Origin of the sequence: Rhodoferax saidenbachensis, from assembly GCF_031457975.1 — a bacterium.
In the GTDB taxonomy this organism is placed as follows: domain Bacteria; phylum Pseudomonadota; class Gammaproteobacteria; order Burkholderiales; family Burkholderiaceae_C; genus Allorhodoferax; species Allorhodoferax saidenbachensis_A.
The window spans coordinates 218,511-235,743 of the sequence record NZ_JAVDXO010000005.1 but is presented as its reverse complement, the minus strand read 5'-3'; the positions used below and the strand labels follow the sequence as shown (position 1 = coordinate 235,743).

Genomic DNA, 17,233 nt, shown 5'->3' with positions numbered 1-17,233 from the left:
ATGAGTGGATAGTTCTCCCCTTGGCAGGTCAGCCAAGGTTGGTTGACCCCCGAATCATCTACAGGAGAACTTTTATGTCCCGCTTGCAAGGCAAACGTACTCTCATCACCGGCGGCACCAGCGGCATTGGCCTGGAAACGGCCAAACAGTTCCTTGCCGAAGGCGCACGCGTCATCGTCACCGGCGTCAATCCGGATTCCATCGCAAAGGCCCAGGCGGAGCTGGGTAGCGAGGTCCTGGTGCTGCGTGCAGACTCAGCCAGTGTGGCCGCGCAGAAGGCGTTGGCGCAAGCCGTCCAGACGCACTATGGCCAGCTCGACATCGCCTTTCTCAACGCCGGCGTCTCCGTCTGGTTGCCGATCGAAGCGTGGACGGAGGAAATGTTTGATCGCTCGTTCGACATCAACGTCAAGGGGCCTTACTTCCTGATCCAAGCACTGTTGCCTGTTTTCGCGAACCCCGCATCGGTGGTGCTCAATACGTCGGTCAGCGCGCACGTCGGCGCGGCGAATTCGTCGGTCTATGCCGCGACCAAGGCCGCGTTTCTAAACATGTCGAAGACGCTTTCGAGCGAACTGCTCGGACGCGGTATCCGTGTCAACGCCGTCAGCCCTGGCCCGGTTGAAACGCCGCTGTACGACAAGATGGGCATTCCTGACGCCTATCGCGATCAGCTCAACAAGGACATCGCCGCAACCATTCCGTTCGGCCGCTTCGGCACGCCGGAGGAAGTAGCCAAGGCGGTGCTGTACCTCGCTTCCGACGAGTCCCGATGGACGGTCGGCTCCGAAATCATCGTTGACGGTGGTCGCACTCTTAACGGCTGATTGCAGACGGCACCTTCTGCCAGCCTTTGAGCTATCGCCCTCGGCAGGATTTCACGAAGCCACACGGGTAAATCAGCCGCGATGCGCCCGCCCCACATGCGTGGGGGGCTTCCTGTTTACAAGGAGCATTCCGATGCCACAAACGCAATTGACACTCGTCAGCCACCCTCTATGCCCGTTCGTTCAACGGGCGGCGATCGTCCTTCTGGAAAAGGGCGTGCCCTTCGACAGGATCGACGTCGATCTCGCGGCCAAGCCGAACTGGTTTTTGGCGCTTTCGCCGACCGGCAAGGTGCCATTGCTCAAGGTAAGCCAGGCGGATGGGTCGGACGCCGTTCTCTTCGAAAGCATGGTGATCTGCGAATATCTCGAGGAATCTCAGGCCGGCGCAGGGCTGTATCCCGTCGATGCGCTGTCCCGTGCCCGGCAGCGGGGCTGGATCGAGTTCGGCACGGCGACCCTCGCCGAGGCCTGGCAGTTCCTCAACGCCAAGGATCGCCTGACCGCAGATGCAAAGCAGGCGGCGTTCCAGGGCAGGCTCCAGCAACTGGAGACGGTGCTCGTGGAAGGGCCTTATTTCGGCGGTTCTGCCTTCGGCATGGTCGACGCAGTGTTCGCGCCCCTCTTCCGCTATTTCGACATCCTCGATCCGACGGTATCGCAGCCGATCTTCGAGAACCTTCCCCGTGTCACAGCGTGGCGGATGGCGCTGGCGAGACGACAAAGCGTCGCCGCCGCGGTGGCAGGAGACTATGCCCAGCGCTTCCAGCAGCACCTTCGTCAGCATCAGGCGCTCCTCGCGCGCTGATTCGTGATTTTCTGCAGTCGAAGGATTAATCGGTCGCCGCCCTGACCCCTCAGACCGGCAGGGGCTTGACCTGCACCTCCATAAACCGGGGTTTATGGCGCCGCCTTGGCTTTGAGGAGACGCGGAATATTGCCTTCGATCCAGTCGGTCAGCAGGCGCACCTTCTCGGCGGCTTCGCGCCCCAGCGGAGTGAGGCTGTATTCCACGTGCGGCGGCACGACCTCCAAAGCGATGCGATTGACCAGGCCATCGCCCTCCAGGCACTGGAGCGTCTGGACCAGCATGCGCTCGCTCACGCCATTGACCTTGCGCCGCAGCTCGCCAAAACGCAGCGTGCCCGACTCCAGCGCGATCAGCACCAACACGCCCCAGCGGCTGGTGATGTGCTGCAGCACCTCCCGCGAGGGGCAGGCGGCAACCAGCACATCGCCCCGCTGGAACTTGGCGGCAATTCCCATGTTTAACTCCTTGAGAACACAGCTTGGATTGTAGATACGCGCTCTGCGCTAGCACTTACTATTTTGTCTGTACTTGCAAAAAGTAAGTGATATGCCTACATTCAATCCCACCCGGGCGGCTCTACTGCCCGGTCCCAGAAACCTGAAAGGACTTGAATGAAGACATCCCTACTGGCTGGCATGCTGGCCGCCGCCTGCGCGCTGCCGGCCCTGGCCCAGGAGGCCGTGCGCAGCGCGGCCAACGCCGACGCACTGTTTACCAGCCCCGACCCCAAGCTGCACGCCAACAAGCAGGTGGCCTACCACATCGTCAAGGACTTGCTGGAAGCCAACCACTGGGAACTGGCCGAGCGCTACATCGACAAGGACTACATCCAGCACAACCCCAACGCGCGCAATGGACGGGATGCCGTGGTGTATTTCTTCACCCAGATACTCAAGGTTCAGCCCACGCCGATTCCAGACAAACTGGGCCTGCCGGTCGCCGAGGTCATGGCCGAGGGCGATCTGGTGACGGTGGTCTACCCCCGCCGGGTGATCGACCCCAAACACCCCAACGGCAGCTACAGCACAGCCTGGTTCGACACATGGCGCATCAAGGATGGCAAGGCTGTCGAGCACTGGGACCCGGCGCTCATGAACGAAGCGCCCAAGCTGTCCAACTGAGGACGCAGCATCTGACCCGTCCTGCGATAGGTTGACACCTGTAGTTGCAGGATGTTTTGGCCTAAGGCGCTCAGCCAAAGACGCCCGATGAGGTTCATCGGGCGTTTTCAATTGAAGTGGATTTCGACGCTGGCTTACGCAACAGCACCCGTTTTATCCATGCCCATTTACGGATCGGAATTGCTGAGGCGTCACTCCTGAGATGCGCCGAAAGAATTTACTGAAATGCGTGGCCTCTTTGAAGCCGAGAGCTTTGGCTCGGCGTCCAAGCGTCCAGGCGGCCGTGGCGGAAAACTATGGCACCCGGTTCTGCAAGCATTTGCGAGAAAAGGACGCACTTTTGGCACTGCATAGACCGACCATGCAGTTGGTCCGTCATCAAAAATAGTTAGATGCAGGGTTTTCGATTTTCTACTGGCACAGCGCACGCAGCCCGGCCAAGTCCAGGATCTCCAGCTCACCGCGCTGGATGCGCAAAATGTGGCGGCCCTTGAGGTCGTTGAGGATCTGGTTGGTGGTTTGGCGCGACACCCCAATCATCAGCGCCAGCTCTTCCTGCGTCACGGCCAGCACACGCTGGGTGCTGCCGTCTTCGGTGCGCTGGCCGTAGCCCTGGGCCATGCCCACCAGGCGGCGGGCCAGGCGCAGCGGGGCGCTCAGCACGGTTTGCTCTTCCATGCTCACAAAGGCCATGCGCAGCTTGTCGGCCATCAGCACGGCCAGGTGGCGCCAGTACGCGGGGTGGGCTTGCAGCCAAGCCAGCAGCTCTTCGTGCGGCACCTGCAGCAGCGTGCAGGGTTCCGCCGCATGGGCGTGGTGGGTGCGGGCCGAGCCATCAAACACCGAGATTTCGCCAAACCACTGTGGCGGCGTCAGCATCACCAGCAGGGCCTCGCGCGCGTCATTGCGCACGCCGCTTTGGCCCGAGATGCGGATGGCGCCGGACACCAGGGCATACAGGCCGCAGGGCGGGCTGTCGCGCAGAAACAGTGCGTCGCCCGTTTGCAGCGTGCGCAGCTTGGCCATCTGCAGCAGGGCTTGGGCAAACTCGGCAGGGAGCTGGGTGAACCAGCGCCCGGAGTTCAGCACCGGCAGATAACGGGACAGGTCGGTCATGGAGGGCATGGGCCTAGTGGTTTGTACGGATGACGCGCCTTGTGTCGGCTACCCGACAGACGCAGGGCTGAGGCTAGGCGGATCATGGCGCTTCGTCAATAAGAAGGAGACCCGCATGAAAACCCTGACCGACCACCTCACGCAGTACGCGGCCTACCACCAGAACCCGCGCAACGTCGCCACCCACTTTGTGGGCATTCCCCTGATCGTGCTCGCCGTCACCATCCTGCTGGCCCGCCCCAGCTGGATGCTGGGCGGTGTGGCCATCACGCCGGCCGTGGTGCTGGCGGTGCTCTCTGTGGTCTTTTACCTGCGGCTGGACCTGCGCTTTGGACTGGTCATGGCGGCGCAGATGGCGATTAGCCTCTGGCTTAGCCAGTGGTTTGCCGCGCAGTCCACCACCGTGTGGCTGGTCTCGGGCATTGGCCTGTTTGTGGTGGGCTGGGCCATCCAGTTTCTGGGCCATTACTACGAGGGTAAAAAGCCCGCCTTTGTGGATGACCTGGTGGGCCTGCTGGTGGGGCCGCTGTTCCTGACCGCCGAAGTGGCGTTCTACCTGCACCTGCGCCTGGACGTGAAGGCCGAGATGGACCGTCGCCTCGGTGTGGCACCCGCCCATGCTGCGGGTGCCACCGCATGAGTTTCACCGCGCTATTGCCCACGCTGCTGTTGATCGCACTGGCCCTGGTCATGTTTGGCTTGGGGCTGTCGTTGTCGGTGGACGATTTCCGGCGCCTGCGCGAGCACCCGCGTTCGGTACTGCTCGCACTTGCATTGCAGATGTTCCTGCTGCCCGGCGCGGCCTACCTGCTGATCCGCGTGATGGGTGTGGAGCCGGTGTTTGCCGTGGGCTTGATGTTGTTGGCGGCCTCGCCCGGCGGGGTATCGGCCAACCTGTTCAGCCATTTGTTTGGTGGCAATGTGGCCATGAACATTTCGCTCACCGCCATCAACACCGTGCTCTCCATCGTCAGCCTGCCGCTGATTGCCAACTGGGCCATTGCGGCCTTTGTGCAGTCGGGCCAGGTGGTGCCGCTGCAATTTGGCAAGGTGTTTGAGGTGGTGGGCGTCATCCTGGTTCCGGTGGGCATCGGCATGCTGGTCAGCAGCCGGCAACCCGGGTTTGCGCAACGCATGGGCCAGCCCATGAAGGTGTTCAGCGCGCTGGTGCTGGCAGCGTTCTCGGTGATTGCCATTGTCAAGGAATGGTCGGCGCTCAGTGCCTCGTTTGCCAGCCTGGGCCCGCTGGTGCTGGCCTTCAACCTCATCAGCCTGCTGTGTGGCTACTACCTGTCGCGCTGGGCCGGGTTGAACAAGGCCATGGCCACGGCGGTGAGCTTCGAGATTGGCATCCACAACTCCACGTTGGCTATCTTTATCGCACTGTCGGTGCTGGGCAATTTGCAGCTTGCACTACCTGCCGCCATTTACTCGGTGAGCATGTACCTCACTGCGACCGCGTTTGGTGTTTTGGTGCTGCGGCGACCGTAATTCAGGAACATCACCATGTTGAATTCCCTATGTCTGCAAAGGCTTGCCTTGCTGGTCTTCAGTGGCAGTCTGTTCGTACTTCCGGTGTCCGGCCGCGCGCAGAACGCTGCCCAAGGCAGTGGGCTGGCAACGGTTACTGTGGAAGGGGTCGCATTTGAGAAAGAAATTCAGCTCGCTGGCACCACCCTCAAGCTCAATGGTGCCGGTATCCGCACCAAGTTCGTCTTCAAGATTTATGCGGCCGGTCTCTACCTGCAAGGACCGGTGAGCACATCTGCGGACGTCTACGCTGCCAAGGGCCCCAAACGGTTGAAAGTGAGTTTTGTACGTGAAACCGACGCCACTACGCTGGGCAAAACGATGTCGCAGGTGATGAGTGACAACCTTCCACGGGAGCAATTTGGCAAGTGCATTCCTGGCATCGCGAAGCTCGGCGAGTTGTTCGCTGAGAAGAAAAAAATGGCCGTCGGGGAATCGTTCACTGTTGACGACATACCCGGCAAAGGCACCGTGGTCAGCATCAACAACAAAGTCGCTGCCGAAATCGGCGAGCCCGAGTTTTTCAACTGTCTGATGTACAACTACTTCGGCGACCGGCCCGCCGATGCCAAGCTCAAAGCGGGTCTCTTGGGAGGCAGCTAAAGAGGGCACACAGTCGGGTTAAGCTCGTTGCCTCGCGCCACAAGCGCTGCCACAGAGCTCAACGCATGCAATCCGGTGTGATTTTTGCGGCCCTGGCCTACACGGCCTGGGGCCTGTTCCCCATTTTTTTCAAACAGCTGGCCTCGGTCAACGCCTTCGAGGTGGTCATGCACCGCACCGTCTGGTCGCTGGTGTTCCTGTTGGGTGTGCTGACCGTGCGCAGGCACTGGGACTGGCTAGGCGCGGTGCTGCGTAGCCCGCGCGTGCTGGGGGCGTTTGCGCTGTCGGCCGTGCTGCTCGCGGCCAACTGGTCCACCTATGTGTGGGCGGTGCAAAACGCCCATGTGCTGGACGCCAGCCTGGGCTATTTCATTCTGCCGTTGGTCAATGTGGCGCTGGGCTTCGTGTTCCTGCACGAGCGCCCGCGCCCCGGTCAGTGGCTGGCCGTGGCAGTCGCGGCGGCTGGGGTGTTGTGGCTCACCGTGCAGGCCGGGCGCGTGCCTTGGGTGGCGCTGGTGCTGGCCCTTACCTTTGGCTTCTACGGCCTGCTGCGCAAGGTGGGCGCCCTGGGTGCGCTGGAGGGGCTGACGCTGGAAACCCTGGTGCTGAGCCCCGTGGCCGCCGGGCTGTTGGCCTGGTGGTCCTGGCAGGGCCAGGGTGCCCTGGTGCAGGGCAATGCCACCACACTGGGCTGGCTGCTGCTGGCTGGGCCGCTCACCGCCGTGCCGTTGCTGCTGTTTGCCGCGGGGGCGCGGCGCGTCAGCATGTCCACCATGGGCATCCTGCAGTACATCTCGCCCAGTCTGCAGTTGCTGCTGGGCGTGTGGTTGTATGGCGAGGTCTTTGCATCGGCCCGTGTCCTGGGCTTTTGCCTGATTTGGGCGGCGCTGGGGGTGTATGGCCTGGAAGGCTGGTGGAACAGCCGCCAGCAAAAATAGTTGCAACACCGCGAATCCAAACCCTTGCAGCCCGCCTCTTAGGAGGTGGGAATGTTCCCAAACCCTGAATCAAAGGAAACTGCAATGTCTGCCTGGTATGTCAAAAATGTCCCCATCGGGGAGCGCGTGGTGCGGGTCGTGGTGGGATTGGGAGGTGCCGTGGCTGCCGTGCTGCTGGTGCCTGGTGTCATGGGCTGGGTGGCGGGTGCCAGCGTGGCTGGCTTGGCGCTGACCGGCCTGGTGGGGTTCTGCCCCATGTGCGCCATGGTGGGCCGTAAGCCCGTGGGCTGAGGTGCTGGCGTCGTGAGCAATGCCATGGCCTCCCCTGCGAGCCAGCAGGTGCTGGTGTCGGCGCATGCCGGTGACCCCGGCGCGCTGGACACGCTGCTGCGGGTGTGCCGGCCCGACGTGCGGCGCTATGCCCAGCGCCACTGCCTGGTTAGCGATGTGGACGACGCGGTTCAGGAAGCGCTGATGGTGCTGTCGCGCAAGCTGCACTCGGTGCGCACGCTGGCGGCGTTCTCGGGCTGGCTGTTCCAGGTGGTCAAGCGCGAATGCCGCCGCCTGGGCCGCCTTGCCATTGCCTACGACCCCTGGGACGAGGCCGCGGTGGCCGCCTGGGCCGCGCGCCACAGTGATGACGCGCTGCGCATGGACCTGGTGAGCGCGCTGCAGTCGCTGCCGCCGCAGTACCTGGAAGTGATTTTGCTACGCGACTTTGAAGAGCTGTCGATTGCCGAAATCGCGGCCCAGCTGGGCCTGACGGCTGCCGCAACCAAGAGTCGGCTGCACCGCGCCCGCACGCTGACACGGGAGTATTTGCTGGCAGATTAAGAGTCAAAAAGGCCTCTAGCCCCCGTGGAATGTGCGCGAGCAGCTACTAAATCAGTAGCAATTTTCTAAGCCCGTCAGAACTCGTTGGGGTACACGGCCAGCGCCTGGGCGCGGATGCGCTGGGTGATGGCGTTCTCATGGCCCAGCATGCGGGCGCTCTCCAGCAGGGCGGCAATCACCTTGGGTTCGGGCGAGAAGCGCAGTGTCTCCAGCGCGCCCGCGTACAGCGCAGCTGCGTTCTCCGGCGTGGGCGGCGTGGTGGTCACTTCGGCAAACAGCACCTCGTTGCGGAACAGCCAGGAGCCGCGTACCTTCTCCAGTGTGTCCTCGCGGTAGGCCTCGGCGCGCAGCGTGGGGGGCAAAAAAAGTTGGCTGACCCGTGCATAGTCCCAGCCGGCGTAGGCCAGCAGGGGCAACGCGCAAGCGGCCAGTGCGGTCACCGTGGCGGCACGCATGGGGTGCGCTGGCGCCGGTGCACGGCGCGTGGCCCACAGCAACCACAGGCACAGGCCGACGGCCAATTGGAAGGGGCCGTACCACAGCGGATACTCCAGCAGACTGTGCAGTCCGATGATGGCCAGACCGGCCCAGGCCAACTGCCGTGCGGTTTGTGTCTCGCGCCAGGGCTTGGCCCAAGCCACGGCGCCCAGCACGGCCGCACACAGCAGCACCGCTGCAGGCAGACCCAGCTCTACGGCCAGGTGCAGGGGCAGGTTGTGCGCGTTGTCCAGAATCTCGCAAAAACGATCGCCCGGGTAGGGGTGGATGAAGTGCGCAAACTTCAGCCCGCCCCAGCCCCAACCCAGCCAGGGCTTCTGGGCGATCAGCTCAACGACATTGCGCCACAGCACCGTGCGGTCCGCACAGCCCGAGTTTTCCTGAAACCGCTCCAGCACGCCCAGGCTGGGGCCGTCACCCAGATGGCCGGATGACGCGGAGATGTTGGGCAGCAGCAGCGCAGCCGTGAGGTACAGGCCCAGCGCCAGCGCGCTCCAGCGCAGCGTGGCGCGCTGGCCATTGCGCTCCCACAGCAGGCTTAAGGCCACGATGAGCACCCACTGCAGCGCCCCGGTGCGTGAGCCACTGGCCGCGTTGCCCAGCGCCAGCCATACCAGCGCCAGCGCAATGGCACCCAGGCGCAGCCGCCGGTGGCCTGCCCCTGCATGCTCCCCCGCTAGGTACAGCAGGGCCAGCAACCCCAGCGAGGTAAGCGAGGCAAACTGGTTGCGCTGGCGCAGGTTGGCGTAGGCTTGGCCCAGGTCGGCTGCGTTGATCCAAGGCGCCGTGCGCACATCGGCCAGGCCGAAATACTGCAGCAGCCCGGCCACGGCACTGAGCAGCGCCGCCAGCAGCCAGGCGCCTGCTACGGCGTGGGCCAGGGCTCTGGCCGAAGGCTGCCCCCAGGCGCCGCAGCACAGCAACACCGCAGCACACAGCCCTGACAACAGTGTTTGCACCATGGCCGGGTTGGGCCCCCAGGTGAAGGGATTGATCCACGGCAGCACGGTGGACAGGCCCACCAGCAGCGCCCACGGAGTGAGGGCGGTGCGGTGCGCAGAGGGCATGGATGGGAACGGGAGCATCCATCTATTGTCCAATGGCGCCATGCACCCTGAACTGTTACTCGCCCACACCCTCCTCTACCACCCCCTGGGTTGGCAGTGCAGCCCCCCACAGCCCGAGGCCGAGAGTGCCGACTACGGTGCCTACGCGCTGCAAGTGGCAGGCCTGCGCGTGCGCTTTCGCGCCGCCAAAATCACACCCACCAAAGTCGGTCAGTTCGTCACGCTGTGGCAGCGCGTGGGCAAGGGCCCTATCCAGCCCTTTGACATGGCCGATCCGGTGGACTGCTGCGTGGTCAGCGTGCGCCGTGGGGCGCAGGTGGGGCAGTTTGTGTTCCCCATGGCGGTGCTGCGCCAGCAGGGGGTGGTGTCGGTGAACGGCCAGGGTGGCAAGCGCGCCCTGCGGGTCTACCCGCCTTGGGACACCACCACCAGCCGCCAGGCGGAAAAAACCCAGCAGTGGCAGCAGGACTGCTTTGTGGACCTGTCGGGTGCTGCGGTCGATCTGGCGCGTGCCCGGCGCCTGTATGGCTTGTAGCCGCGGGGTCTAGCGCCCCCCGCGCACCACGGCCGCCAGTGTGGCCACCAGCGCCTCCATGGTTTCGGCAGGCACCTGCGCATAGCCCAGCAGAAAGCCGCGCCAGGGCTGGTGCCGTGCGCCCACCGCATGCAGGCTCAGCGCAGGCGCCATGATGCCGCGCTGCATCAGCCGCGCGCTCATCGCCTCATCGTCTGCTTGGGGGTCGTGCAGGCGCAGCGCCAGGTGCATGCCGGCCGAGCCGCCATGCACCGTGGCTACATCCCCCAGCTGCTGCAGCGCGGCCACCAGGGCATCGCGCCGCTGCCGGTACAGGCGCCGCATGCGCCGCAGGTGCAGGCTGAAATGGCCGCTGCGCATGAACTCGGCCAGGGCCAGCTGGTCCGCCGTGCGCCCGCGTGGGGCTGCGCGCGCCAGCAGGGCCGTCAGCGGTTCGGCCAATGCGGCGGGCACCACCACAAAGCCCACACGCAGCGCGGGAAACATGGTCTTGCTGAAGGTGCCCAGGTACAGCACCGGCGCATCGCCCGCCAGGCCCTGCATGCAGGACAGCGGCGGCCCGTCGTGTCGGAATTCGCTGTCGTAGTCGTCCTCAATGATCAGGGCCGCCGCGTTGCGCGCCTGGGCAATCAGCGCCATACGCCGCTCCAGGCTCAGCACACTGCCCACCGGGTACTGGTGCGAGGGGGTGACGTAGATCAGCTTGGGCCGGTGGCGTAGCCAGTCGCTGGCCAGCGGCGCCAGGCCTTCCTCGTCCACCGCAATGCCAATGGGCTTGAGCTGCGCCCCGCGGAACGCGGCCAGCGCGCCCTGGTAGCCGGGGTTCTCCATCCAGACCTTGTCGCCAGGGTCGGCAAATGCGCGGGCCACCAGGTCCAGGCTGCTCTGCGTGCCATCGGTGATGAACACTTGCCCACTGTCCACTAGCGCACCGCGCGCCACGCGCAGGTGGTCGGCAATGGCGGTGCGCAGCGCCAGCTCGCCGGCCGGGTCGGCATAGTTCAGCTGCGCGGGCTGCAGGGCGCGCCAGGCCCTATCCAGCAGGCGGCGCCACAGCGTGATGGGAAAGCTGCCCAGCGCCGGCACGCCCGGTGCAAACGCCACCGACATCTCCGACCCCGGCAACGTCGGCATTCCCTGCGAACGCCGTGACAAACCGGACCGCAGCGCCGGTGCTGCGGCCTTTGGTATCTGTACCGCCGCCAGCGACGCCACCACGGTGCCCCGCCGTGCAGGCAGCACAAACCCCTCGGTGGCCAGCTGGTCGTAGGCGTACAGCACGGTGTTGCGCGACACACCCAGCTCTAGCGCCAGCGCGCGGCTGGCCAGCAGGCGCGTGCCACTGGCCAGCGTGCCCTGGCGGATGGCGCTGCGCAGGCATTCGTGCAGCTGGCGCTGTTGCGGCCAGCGCGTGTGGGCGGCATCGGCCTGGAAACGGGTGAAGAGCAACTGGTAGTCCATCTGGGTGACTATCTGTGTGGTTCTAAAAAATAGTGCATCTATGGATCTTAATTTGGAACCACATTTGCCCTACATTCTGCGCTCGCTTCACCCTCCATCCCTTGAAAGGAACCCCGTGCCAGACACCGCCGCCCAGGCCCCCACCGACCGCACCCGTGTGCGCCGCATAGCCGAGAACGCGCACTATGACCGCGCCACCCTGCATGCCATCATCGACGCCGCCTACCTGTGCCACCTGGCCTTTGCGGACGAGAAGGGCACCCATTGCATCCCCATGGCCTGCTGGCGCGAGGGCGAGTACCTCTACATCCACGGCTCCAACGGCGGGCGCCTGCTCAAGCTGTTGCAAAAGGGCACGCAGGCCTGCGTCACCATCACCCACCTGGACGGTCTGGTGCTGGCGCGCTCGGCGTTCAACCATTCCATGAACTACCGCTCGGCCATGGTCTACGGCGTGTTTGAGCGCGTGGAAGACAAGCGCGCCGCGCTGGATGCCTTCATGCAGCACCTGGCCCCTGGCCGCCAGCACGAAGCCCGTCCCGGCAGCGACAAAGAATTTGCGGCCACCACCGTCATGCGCATCTCGCTGGACGAGGCCGCCTGCAAAGTGCGCAGTGGCGGCCCGGTGGACGACGAGGAAGACATGGCGCACCCGGCCTGGGCCGGCGTGCTGCCTTTCGTCGTCATGCATACGCCACCAGTTGTGGACCCGGTGTGCGGCATCGCCCCCCCGGCCTATGTGCAGGGGTGGACCCGCGGCGGATGACACAGGGCCCGGGGAATCCTCCATAATTTCCCATGCCCTTTTCTTCCACGCCCGAGCATCCGGTGTCTTTGACCCGGCTGCTGGGTCGCCATCCCACACTGGTGGGTGCCCTGTGCGGTTTTGCCCTGGCGCTGGCGCTGGCGGCGGCCGTGCTGTTGTTGGTGCTGCAGCTGCGGGTGCAGGAAATCGAGGCCGGTCACGCGCAGATCGTGCACACCATGCAGGTGGTGCAAACCGACATCCGCGAGGTACTGGACGAACTCAACCAGTCCTACAAGCCCGAGTGCTCGCCCGAGAACCTGAACCAGTTGCGCAGCCTGCTGTTCAGCCACCGCTACGCGCGCGACATCGGGCTGCTGGACCCCCAGCGCCAGCTGTTTTGCAACACCAGCATCGGCTTGCTGGCCGCCCCCCGGCCTGCAGGCACCGGTGGCATTGACGGTTCCATTGGCCGCTACTACCGCGGCAGCCTGCTGCAGCTCTCGCAGGGTGCCGTCGCCAGCACCGTGGTGGAGCGTGGCTTGTTTCAGGTGGCCATTCAACCCAACGCCACGCGCGATGTCTGGACCCAGCATGCCGACAGCGTGTGGGCTGGCGCGGGCAACCAGCGCACCCAGGTGTTCAAGGGCAAGCCAGAGGCGCTGACCCAAGCCATGGTGGCCGCCGATACGCCGCATTTGCAGCTGGACTGGGGCCGGGGCCTGGTGTTGGTCACCACCACCGAGCCCGGTGTCAGCCCCATCTCGGCCCAGTCGGCCATTGGCGTGTGGGCCTTGTTGCAGGCGAATCTGGCGCTGCTGGTGGTGGCGGGCTGTGTGAGCCTGTTGCTGGGCTTTTTGACCAGCGATGCGGTGCGGCGGCGCTGCCGGCACTACCAGTCCATGGAGTACCGCATCCACGACCTGTGCAACGCCGCCAATCTGGAGTGCCACTACCAGCCGATTCTGGAGCTCGCCACGGGCCGCATCGTGGGCTGCGAGGTGTTGGCCCGCCTGCGCGATAGGGCCACCCTGGTCTACCCCGACCAGTTCATCCCCGCACTGATGCGCCAGAAGCTGGCCTGGACGTTTGACGCCGCGGTCAGCGCCCATGCGCTGCGCGAGTTGGGCGCGCATCTGCCGGTGCAGCCGGGTAGCTTCAAGGTGGCATTGAACTTCTTTCCGCACAACCTGCAGCGCGACGTCATCCACAACCACCTGCAGACCCAACTGGAGGCCCTGCGGCGCAGCGACCTGCAGATCGAGCTGGAGGTGACCGAGTACAACTTTTCACCCGAGATCGTGCCGCACCTGCAACGCCTGAAGGCCGACGGCTACCTGATCGCGCTGGACGACTTTGGCACCGGTTATTCCAACCTGGGCATGGTGAAAAAAGTGGCGCCCGACTTCATCAAGATCGATAAGTCGTTTGTATTCGAGATGGAAGACGTCACGCTGCGCTCCAGCCTGATCCCCGAAATCATTGGCATTGCCAAAGCGGTGCACAGCCAGGTGATTGCCGAGGGCATTGAAACCGCCGCCCAAGCCGCGCAGCTGCGCGCACTGGGGGTGGAGTACGGCCAGGGGTATTTCTTTGCGCGGCCCATGCCGCTGACGCAGTTTCTGGCCTACCTGCAGTCTCACCGCAACGTACTGTAGGTGCCCTCAGCGTACGTCGCTGGCCCAGCAATTGTTCTCGGGGCGCAGGTCGTGGTGGACCCAGTATTCATTGCCTCCGGTCAGCTTGAACACACCGCCCAGGCTGGCCGCATTCACCACCCGGTAGCCCACGCCCAGTGCCTGCGCGCAGGCCGCATCGGCCGCGCTGCGCGTGGCAAATTGGTTGCCGCGAAAGTCTTCCGGGGTGGGGCTCACGTCCAGATGCCGGCTGTTGCCCTCGTCCACCGTGCGGCCACAGGCCAGGGGGCGCGGCGTGACACAGCTTTGCGGTTGCACACACTGATAACCACAGTGGTTCATGTCCGCCGGATTGGTTGGCACCACGACCACGCTGCCCATCGCCGTACCGGCGGGCAAGTCCACCCCCGAGGCACTCAACACGGGGGGAAGGTTTTGCAGCGCCTGCGTGTTGGCCTTCAGTTGTGCCGGGATGTCGGCCTCGGTCTTCAATACCTCGCCCCGGCAGAACCGGCCCACATGCAAGGGGGACGTGGCGCTCACGCAGTCGTAAAAAATACCGGTGGCCGAGCGCACCAGCGGCACAAAACGCAGCTGCACGGCGCGCCCGTCAACTTTGGCATCCAGCTCCACCAGCAGCGTGGTGTCGGGCTGCAGGGCCCAGCTTTTTATGCCACTGTTTTTGGGCACGGCTGGCAGCACCACGTCGCCGGGTATGGCCAATTTCTTGTGTTGCAAAAAATACTCGGCCAGGGGCCGCATCAGCACACCGCCGTTGTTGGCCGACCAGTCGGCATAGCGGTCCAGGTTGATGCGTGCCTTCTCCCCGCCCAGGCGCGACCAACTGAAGAAAATCAGCAGTGGCACGGCCACCGCCAACAGCAAGCCCCATCCGCGCATCCGGTTCATGGTGTGGCGCCTGGTCAGGCTTTGTTGAGCAAAGGGTGCAGCGTGCGGCACAGGGCAGACATGTCGGTCTCGCGGTCCAGGTTGGCGGTGTACAGAATGACCAGATGGGGCATGGATGGTTCTCGATGGTTTGTGGCCACCGATACTAAAGGCTGCTTGCTACCCTGTGCGATACCTAGTGTGCACTTGTTGCGGTGGCCGCCTCAATCGTCTTGGGCCGCAGCCCAACCCCCAGCACTGCCGCCGCCAACCCGCACCCCGCCCCCAGCAAAAACGCCAGTTGGTAGCCGCCGTTCAACGCCTCGGCCGCACTGGCGCCGGTACTGCGCAAAGTGTCGGTGCGGGCGTCGGCCAGGCTGGCCAGCACGGCCAAACCCAGAGCGCCGCCCATCATGAACGCGGTGTTCACCACGCCGGATGCCAGGCCCGATTGTTCGGGGCCCACATCGTCCATCGCCACCAATAGCAAGGGGTTGAGCGCCATGCCCGCGCCCAGGCCCAACAGCAACATGCCTGGAATGACATCGCGCCACATCTCGCCGTTCACCGGTGCCCGCGCAAACAGCGCCAACCCCACCGCCGCCAGCAGCAGGCCCAGGCACAGCGGCACACGGATGCCCCAGCGCATCACCATCTTGGCCGACAGCCCCAGCGAGAACATCGCCATGAGCAGGTTGGACGGTAGAAAGGCAAGCCCCACCTGCATGGCGCTGTAGTTCAGCACCAGCTGCATGTACAGCGCCGACACAAAGAACGAGGCAAACATGGCCGCTGCCCACAGTACGCCAATGCCGTTGGCGATTGACAGGTTGCGCAACTTGAACAGGCCCAGTGGCACCAGCGGCGCCTGCACGCGCGACTCGATGGTGCCGAAGGCCAGGAACAGCAGCACCGCGCCGCCCAGCATGCCCAGGGTTTGCAGTGTGGTCCAACCCACGGCGTTGCCATTCACGATGGCGTAGACGGCCAGCATCAGGGACAGCGTGACCGTCAGCGCGCCCGCCACATCCAGCCGCGGGCGCTGGGCCGGTGGGGTGTCTGGGGGCAGCAGCGCCAGGCTGGCCACGCAAATGGCCACCCCCACGGGCAGGTTCACCAGAAACACCCAGTGCCAGCTCAGGCTGCTGGTGAGCACACCGCCCAGCAGCACCCCCAGGCTGCCACCACCGGCGCACACAAAGCCATACACGCCCATGGCCTTGGCACGGTCTGCGGGCTCGGTAAACAGATTCATGATGAGAGACAGCGCCACCGCCGAGACCACCGCGCCGCCCACGCCCTGCACCGCGCGCGCGGCTACCAGCACCCCCTGGCCATGCGCCAGGCCACAGGCCAGCGACGCCAGCGTGAACAGCACAATGCCTGCGACAAACAGTTTGCGCTGCCCGTACAAATCCCCCAGCCGCCCGCCCAGCAGCATGAGGCCGCCAAAGGTCAGCATGTAGGCGTTCACCACCCACACCAGTGCCGTCTCGCTGAAGCGCAGGTCGGCCTGGATGGAGGGCAGGGCCACGTTCACGATGGTCGTGTCCAGCACGATCATCAGTTCGCCCAGGCACAGCAGCACCAAAGCCGACCAGCGCTTGTGAGCCAGCGGGTGCGCCGCGCTCACAGCGCGCGTCCGTCGTGGTGGTGTACAGGAATGTCGTACACGTCCACGCCCTCCAGGCACCGGATGTTGACTGCCGCCATCGCAGATCCGTCCGGCCCCACGCCTTCGCCAAACGGGTGCATGCCGCAAGTGGGGCAGAAGTAGTGCTGGATCACGTGCTTGTGGAAGGTGTAGCTGCGCATGGCCTCCGGGGCGGTGCGCAGGTGCAACTGGGTGCGTGGCACAAACCACATTAGCGTGCCCTTGCGCTGGCAGATGGAACAGTTGCAATCGGTGGCGCCCGTCAGTTCGCCCTCCACCTCAAATGCGATCTGCCCGCAGTGGCAGCTCCCTTGGTACATCTGGTTCATGCGTCTACCCTTGTCGTCCAGGCATCCCAGCGGTGCAGGTCGTTGATGAGGGGAAAGATCGCGTCGGGCGGCGCGCTGATGCGGACCGAGCGCTCCACATGGAAACGGTCCGGCTTGGTCGACGCATACACCAGCACGCCCAGGACGAGGACGGCAATGGCGAAAACAATGAGCATGGGTTCCCTCCTGTATTTCTGTCAGGGCGCAATCACCATCCAGCCCACGCCAAACTTGTCTTCCAGCATGCCAAAGGCGGGTGACCAAAAGGTCTTGCCCAATGGCATCTTGACGGTGCCACCCTGGGCCAGCGCATGGAATGTGCGTTCGGCCTCGGCGGCGTCGGCCACACCCAGCGACAGCGTAAACCCCTTGAAGCTGGTTTGCATATCGCTGTTACCGTCTGACACCATCAGGCTGGTATCGCCGATGCGCAGGTTGGCGTGCATGATTTTGTTCTCAAACCCGGGCGGAATGCTGCCAGGCGGTGGCGGATCAGGGGCCTCGTTCATGCGCATCTGGAAGGTCACCTCGGCGCCCAGCGCCTGCTGGTAGAAGGCAATGGCTTCCTCACAACGGCCATTGAAAAACACATAAGGTTCAACTTTCATGGGGATCTCCTGGGTGGTCAAACAGGGAGGC

Annotated in this window: 21 protein-coding genes and 1 pseudogene; 12 read left to right on the top strand and 10 right to left on the bottom strand. The window is 64.4% G+C overall.

Features of this window, described 5'->3' with window-relative positions; genetic code table 11:
* Window positions 1-74 precede the first annotated feature (74 nt).
* A complete protein-coding gene (locus J2X15_RS12915; RefSeq protein ID WP_310343477.1) occupies window positions 75-827 on the top strand; it encodes an SDR family oxidoreductase in 753 nt (250 codons plus the stop codon).
* Between the two features lie 133 nt (window positions 828-960).
* Complete coding sequence (locus J2X15_RS12910; RefSeq protein ID WP_310343475.1) at window positions 961-1,635, top strand: glutathione S-transferase family protein; 675 nt, start codon at window positions 961-963, stop codon at window positions 1,633-1,635.
* 92 nt (window positions 1,636-1,727) lie between these two features.
* Here the strand turns inward: J2X15_RS12910 and J2X15_RS12905 are convergent, their stop codons facing one another.
* Window positions 1,728-2,093, bottom strand: coding sequence for a winged helix-turn-helix transcriptional regulator (locus tag J2X15_RS12905; protein ID WP_310343473.1), 366 nt, complete (start codon window positions 2,091-2,093; stop codon window positions 1,728-1,730).
* 156 nt (window positions 2,094-2,249) lie between these two features.
* Between J2X15_RS12905 and J2X15_RS12900 the strand changes: the two genes are divergently transcribed.
* A complete protein-coding gene (locus J2X15_RS12900) occupies window positions 2,250-2,759 on the top strand; it encodes a nuclear transport factor 2 family protein (RefSeq protein WP_116606677.1) in 510 nt (169 codons plus the stop codon).
* Window positions 2,760-2,912: 153 nt separating this feature from the next.
* Here J2X15_RS12900 and J2X15_RS12895 read toward each other — a convergent pair.
* Window positions 2,913-3,029, bottom strand: a pseudogene (locus J2X15_RS12895) (hypothetical protein); the annotation flags it as partial.
* Window positions 3,030-3,170: 141 nt separating this feature from the next.
* Window positions 3,171-3,875 (bottom strand): Crp/Fnr family transcriptional regulator, encoded by a 705-nt coding sequence (locus tag J2X15_RS12890; protein WP_310343608.1) that lies wholly within the window; start codon window positions 3,873-3,875, stop codon window positions 3,171-3,173.
* A 115-nt stretch (window positions 3,876-3,990) separates the two neighbouring features.
* Here J2X15_RS12890 and J2X15_RS12885 point away from each other — a divergent pair, with 115 nt between their 5' ends.
* From J2X15_RS12885 to J2X15_RS12860, 6 genes are all read left to right on the top strand, one after another.
* A complete protein-coding gene (locus J2X15_RS12885) occupies window positions 3,991-4,515 on the top strand; it encodes an Mpo1 family 2-hydroxy fatty acid dioxygenase (protein ID WP_310343472.1) in 525 nt (174 codons plus the stop codon).
* Window positions 4,512-5,366: a bile acid:sodium symporter family protein gene (locus J2X15_RS12880; protein ID WP_310343470.1), complete on the top strand. Its 855-nt coding sequence runs from the start codon at window positions 4,512-4,514 to the stop codon at window positions 5,364-5,366. Before J2X15_RS12885 ends, J2X15_RS12880 begins: the two co-directional genes overlap by 4 nt.
* Before the next feature lie 15 nt (window positions 5,367-5,381).
* A complete protein-coding gene (locus J2X15_RS12875) occupies window positions 5,382-6,008 on the top strand; it encodes a chalcone isomerase family protein (RefSeq protein ID WP_310343469.1) in 627 nt (208 codons plus the stop codon).
* Between the two features lie 65 nt (window positions 6,009-6,073).
* Window positions 6,074-6,946 (top strand): EamA family transporter RarD, encoded by an 873-nt coding sequence (rarD, locus tag J2X15_RS12870; RefSeq protein WP_310343468.1) that lies wholly within the window; start codon window positions 6,074-6,076, stop codon window positions 6,944-6,946.
* Window positions 6,947-7,030: 84 nt separating this feature from the next.
* Window positions 7,031-7,237: a YgaP-like transmembrane domain gene (locus J2X15_RS12865; protein ID WP_310343467.1), complete on the top strand. Its 207-nt coding sequence runs from the start codon at window positions 7,031-7,033 to the stop codon at window positions 7,235-7,237.
* Between the two features lie 24 nt (window positions 7,238-7,261).
* Window positions 7,262-7,780 carry an RNA polymerase sigma factor gene (locus tag J2X15_RS12860; protein ID WP_310343465.1) on the top strand — a complete coding sequence of 173 codons (519 nt, stop codon included), beginning with the start codon at window positions 7,262-7,264 and terminating at the stop codon, window positions 7,778-7,780.
* A 74-nt stretch (window positions 7,781-7,854) separates the two neighbouring features.
* Here J2X15_RS12860 and J2X15_RS12855 read toward each other — a convergent pair whose 3' ends face one another.
* A complete protein-coding gene (locus J2X15_RS12855) occupies window positions 7,855-9,345 on the bottom strand; it encodes a PglL family O-oligosaccharyltransferase (RefSeq protein ID WP_310343463.1) in 1,491 nt (496 codons plus the stop codon).
* A 40-nt stretch (window positions 9,346-9,385) separates the two neighbouring features.
* On the opposite strand from J2X15_RS12855, the gene J2X15_RS12850 reads away from it, so the two are divergent.
* Window positions 9,386-9,880: a MepB family protein gene (locus J2X15_RS12850; protein ID WP_310343462.1), complete on the top strand. Its 495-nt coding sequence runs from the start codon at window positions 9,386-9,388 to the stop codon at window positions 9,878-9,880.
* A 9-nt stretch (window positions 9,881-9,889) separates the two neighbouring features.
* On the opposite strand, the gene pdxR is transcribed toward J2X15_RS12850, so the two are convergent.
* Complete coding sequence (gene pdxR, locus J2X15_RS12845) at window positions 9,890-11,341, bottom strand: MocR-like pyridoxine biosynthesis transcription factor PdxR (RefSeq protein ID WP_310343460.1); 1,452 nt, start codon at window positions 11,339-11,341, stop codon at window positions 9,890-9,892.
* A 115-nt stretch (window positions 11,342-11,456) separates the two neighbouring features.
* Here pdxR and J2X15_RS12840 point away from each other — a divergent pair, with 115 nt between their 5' ends.
* On the top strand, window positions 11,457-12,107 hold the full coding sequence (locus J2X15_RS12840; protein ID WP_310343459.1) for a pyridoxamine 5'-phosphate oxidase family protein: 651 nt from the start codon (window positions 11,457-11,459) through the stop codon (window positions 12,105-12,107).
* 32 nt (window positions 12,108-12,139) lie between these two features.
* Entirely contained in the window at window positions 12,140-13,744 is a 1,605-nt protein-coding gene (locus J2X15_RS12835; RefSeq protein ID WP_310343458.1) for an EAL domain-containing protein, read from the top strand.
* Window positions 13,745-13,750: 6 nt separating this feature from the next.
* On the opposite strand, the gene J2X15_RS12830 is transcribed toward J2X15_RS12835, so the two are convergent.
* The 5 genes from J2X15_RS12830 to J2X15_RS12805 all read right to left on the bottom strand — a co-directional run bounded on the left by J2X15_RS12830 (window position 13,751) and on the right by J2X15_RS12805 (window position 17,202).
* Complete coding sequence (locus J2X15_RS12830; protein WP_310343457.1) at window positions 13,751-14,632, bottom strand: hypothetical protein; 882 nt, start codon at window positions 14,630-14,632, stop codon at window positions 13,751-13,753.
* Window positions 14,633-14,807: 175 nt separating this feature from the next.
* Window positions 14,808-16,244, bottom strand: coding sequence for a DHA2 family efflux MFS transporter permease subunit (locus tag J2X15_RS12820; RefSeq protein WP_310343454.1), 1,437 nt, complete (start codon window positions 16,242-16,244; stop codon window positions 14,808-14,810).
* Window positions 16,241-16,594, bottom strand: a complete 354-nt coding sequence (locus J2X15_RS12815) for a GFA family protein (protein ID WP_310343452.1) — start codon at window positions 16,592-16,594, stop codon at window positions 16,241-16,243. The genes J2X15_RS12820 and J2X15_RS12815 overlap by 4 nt, the downstream gene beginning before the upstream one ends.
* The gene (locus tag J2X15_RS12810) at window positions 16,591-16,770 is read right to left on the bottom strand and encodes a hypothetical protein (RefSeq protein WP_310343450.1); all 180 of its coding nucleotides are present in this window, start codon (window positions 16,768-16,770) and stop codon (window positions 16,591-16,593) included. The genes J2X15_RS12815 and J2X15_RS12810 overlap by 4 nt, the downstream gene beginning before the upstream one ends.
* Before the next feature lie 21 nt (window positions 16,771-16,791).
* Window positions 16,792-17,202 carry a VOC family protein gene (locus tag J2X15_RS12805; RefSeq protein WP_310343448.1) on the bottom strand — a complete coding sequence of 137 codons (411 nt, stop codon included), beginning with the start codon at window positions 17,200-17,202 and terminating at the stop codon, window positions 16,792-16,794.
* Between the last annotated feature and the right edge of the window lie 31 nt (window positions 17,203-17,233).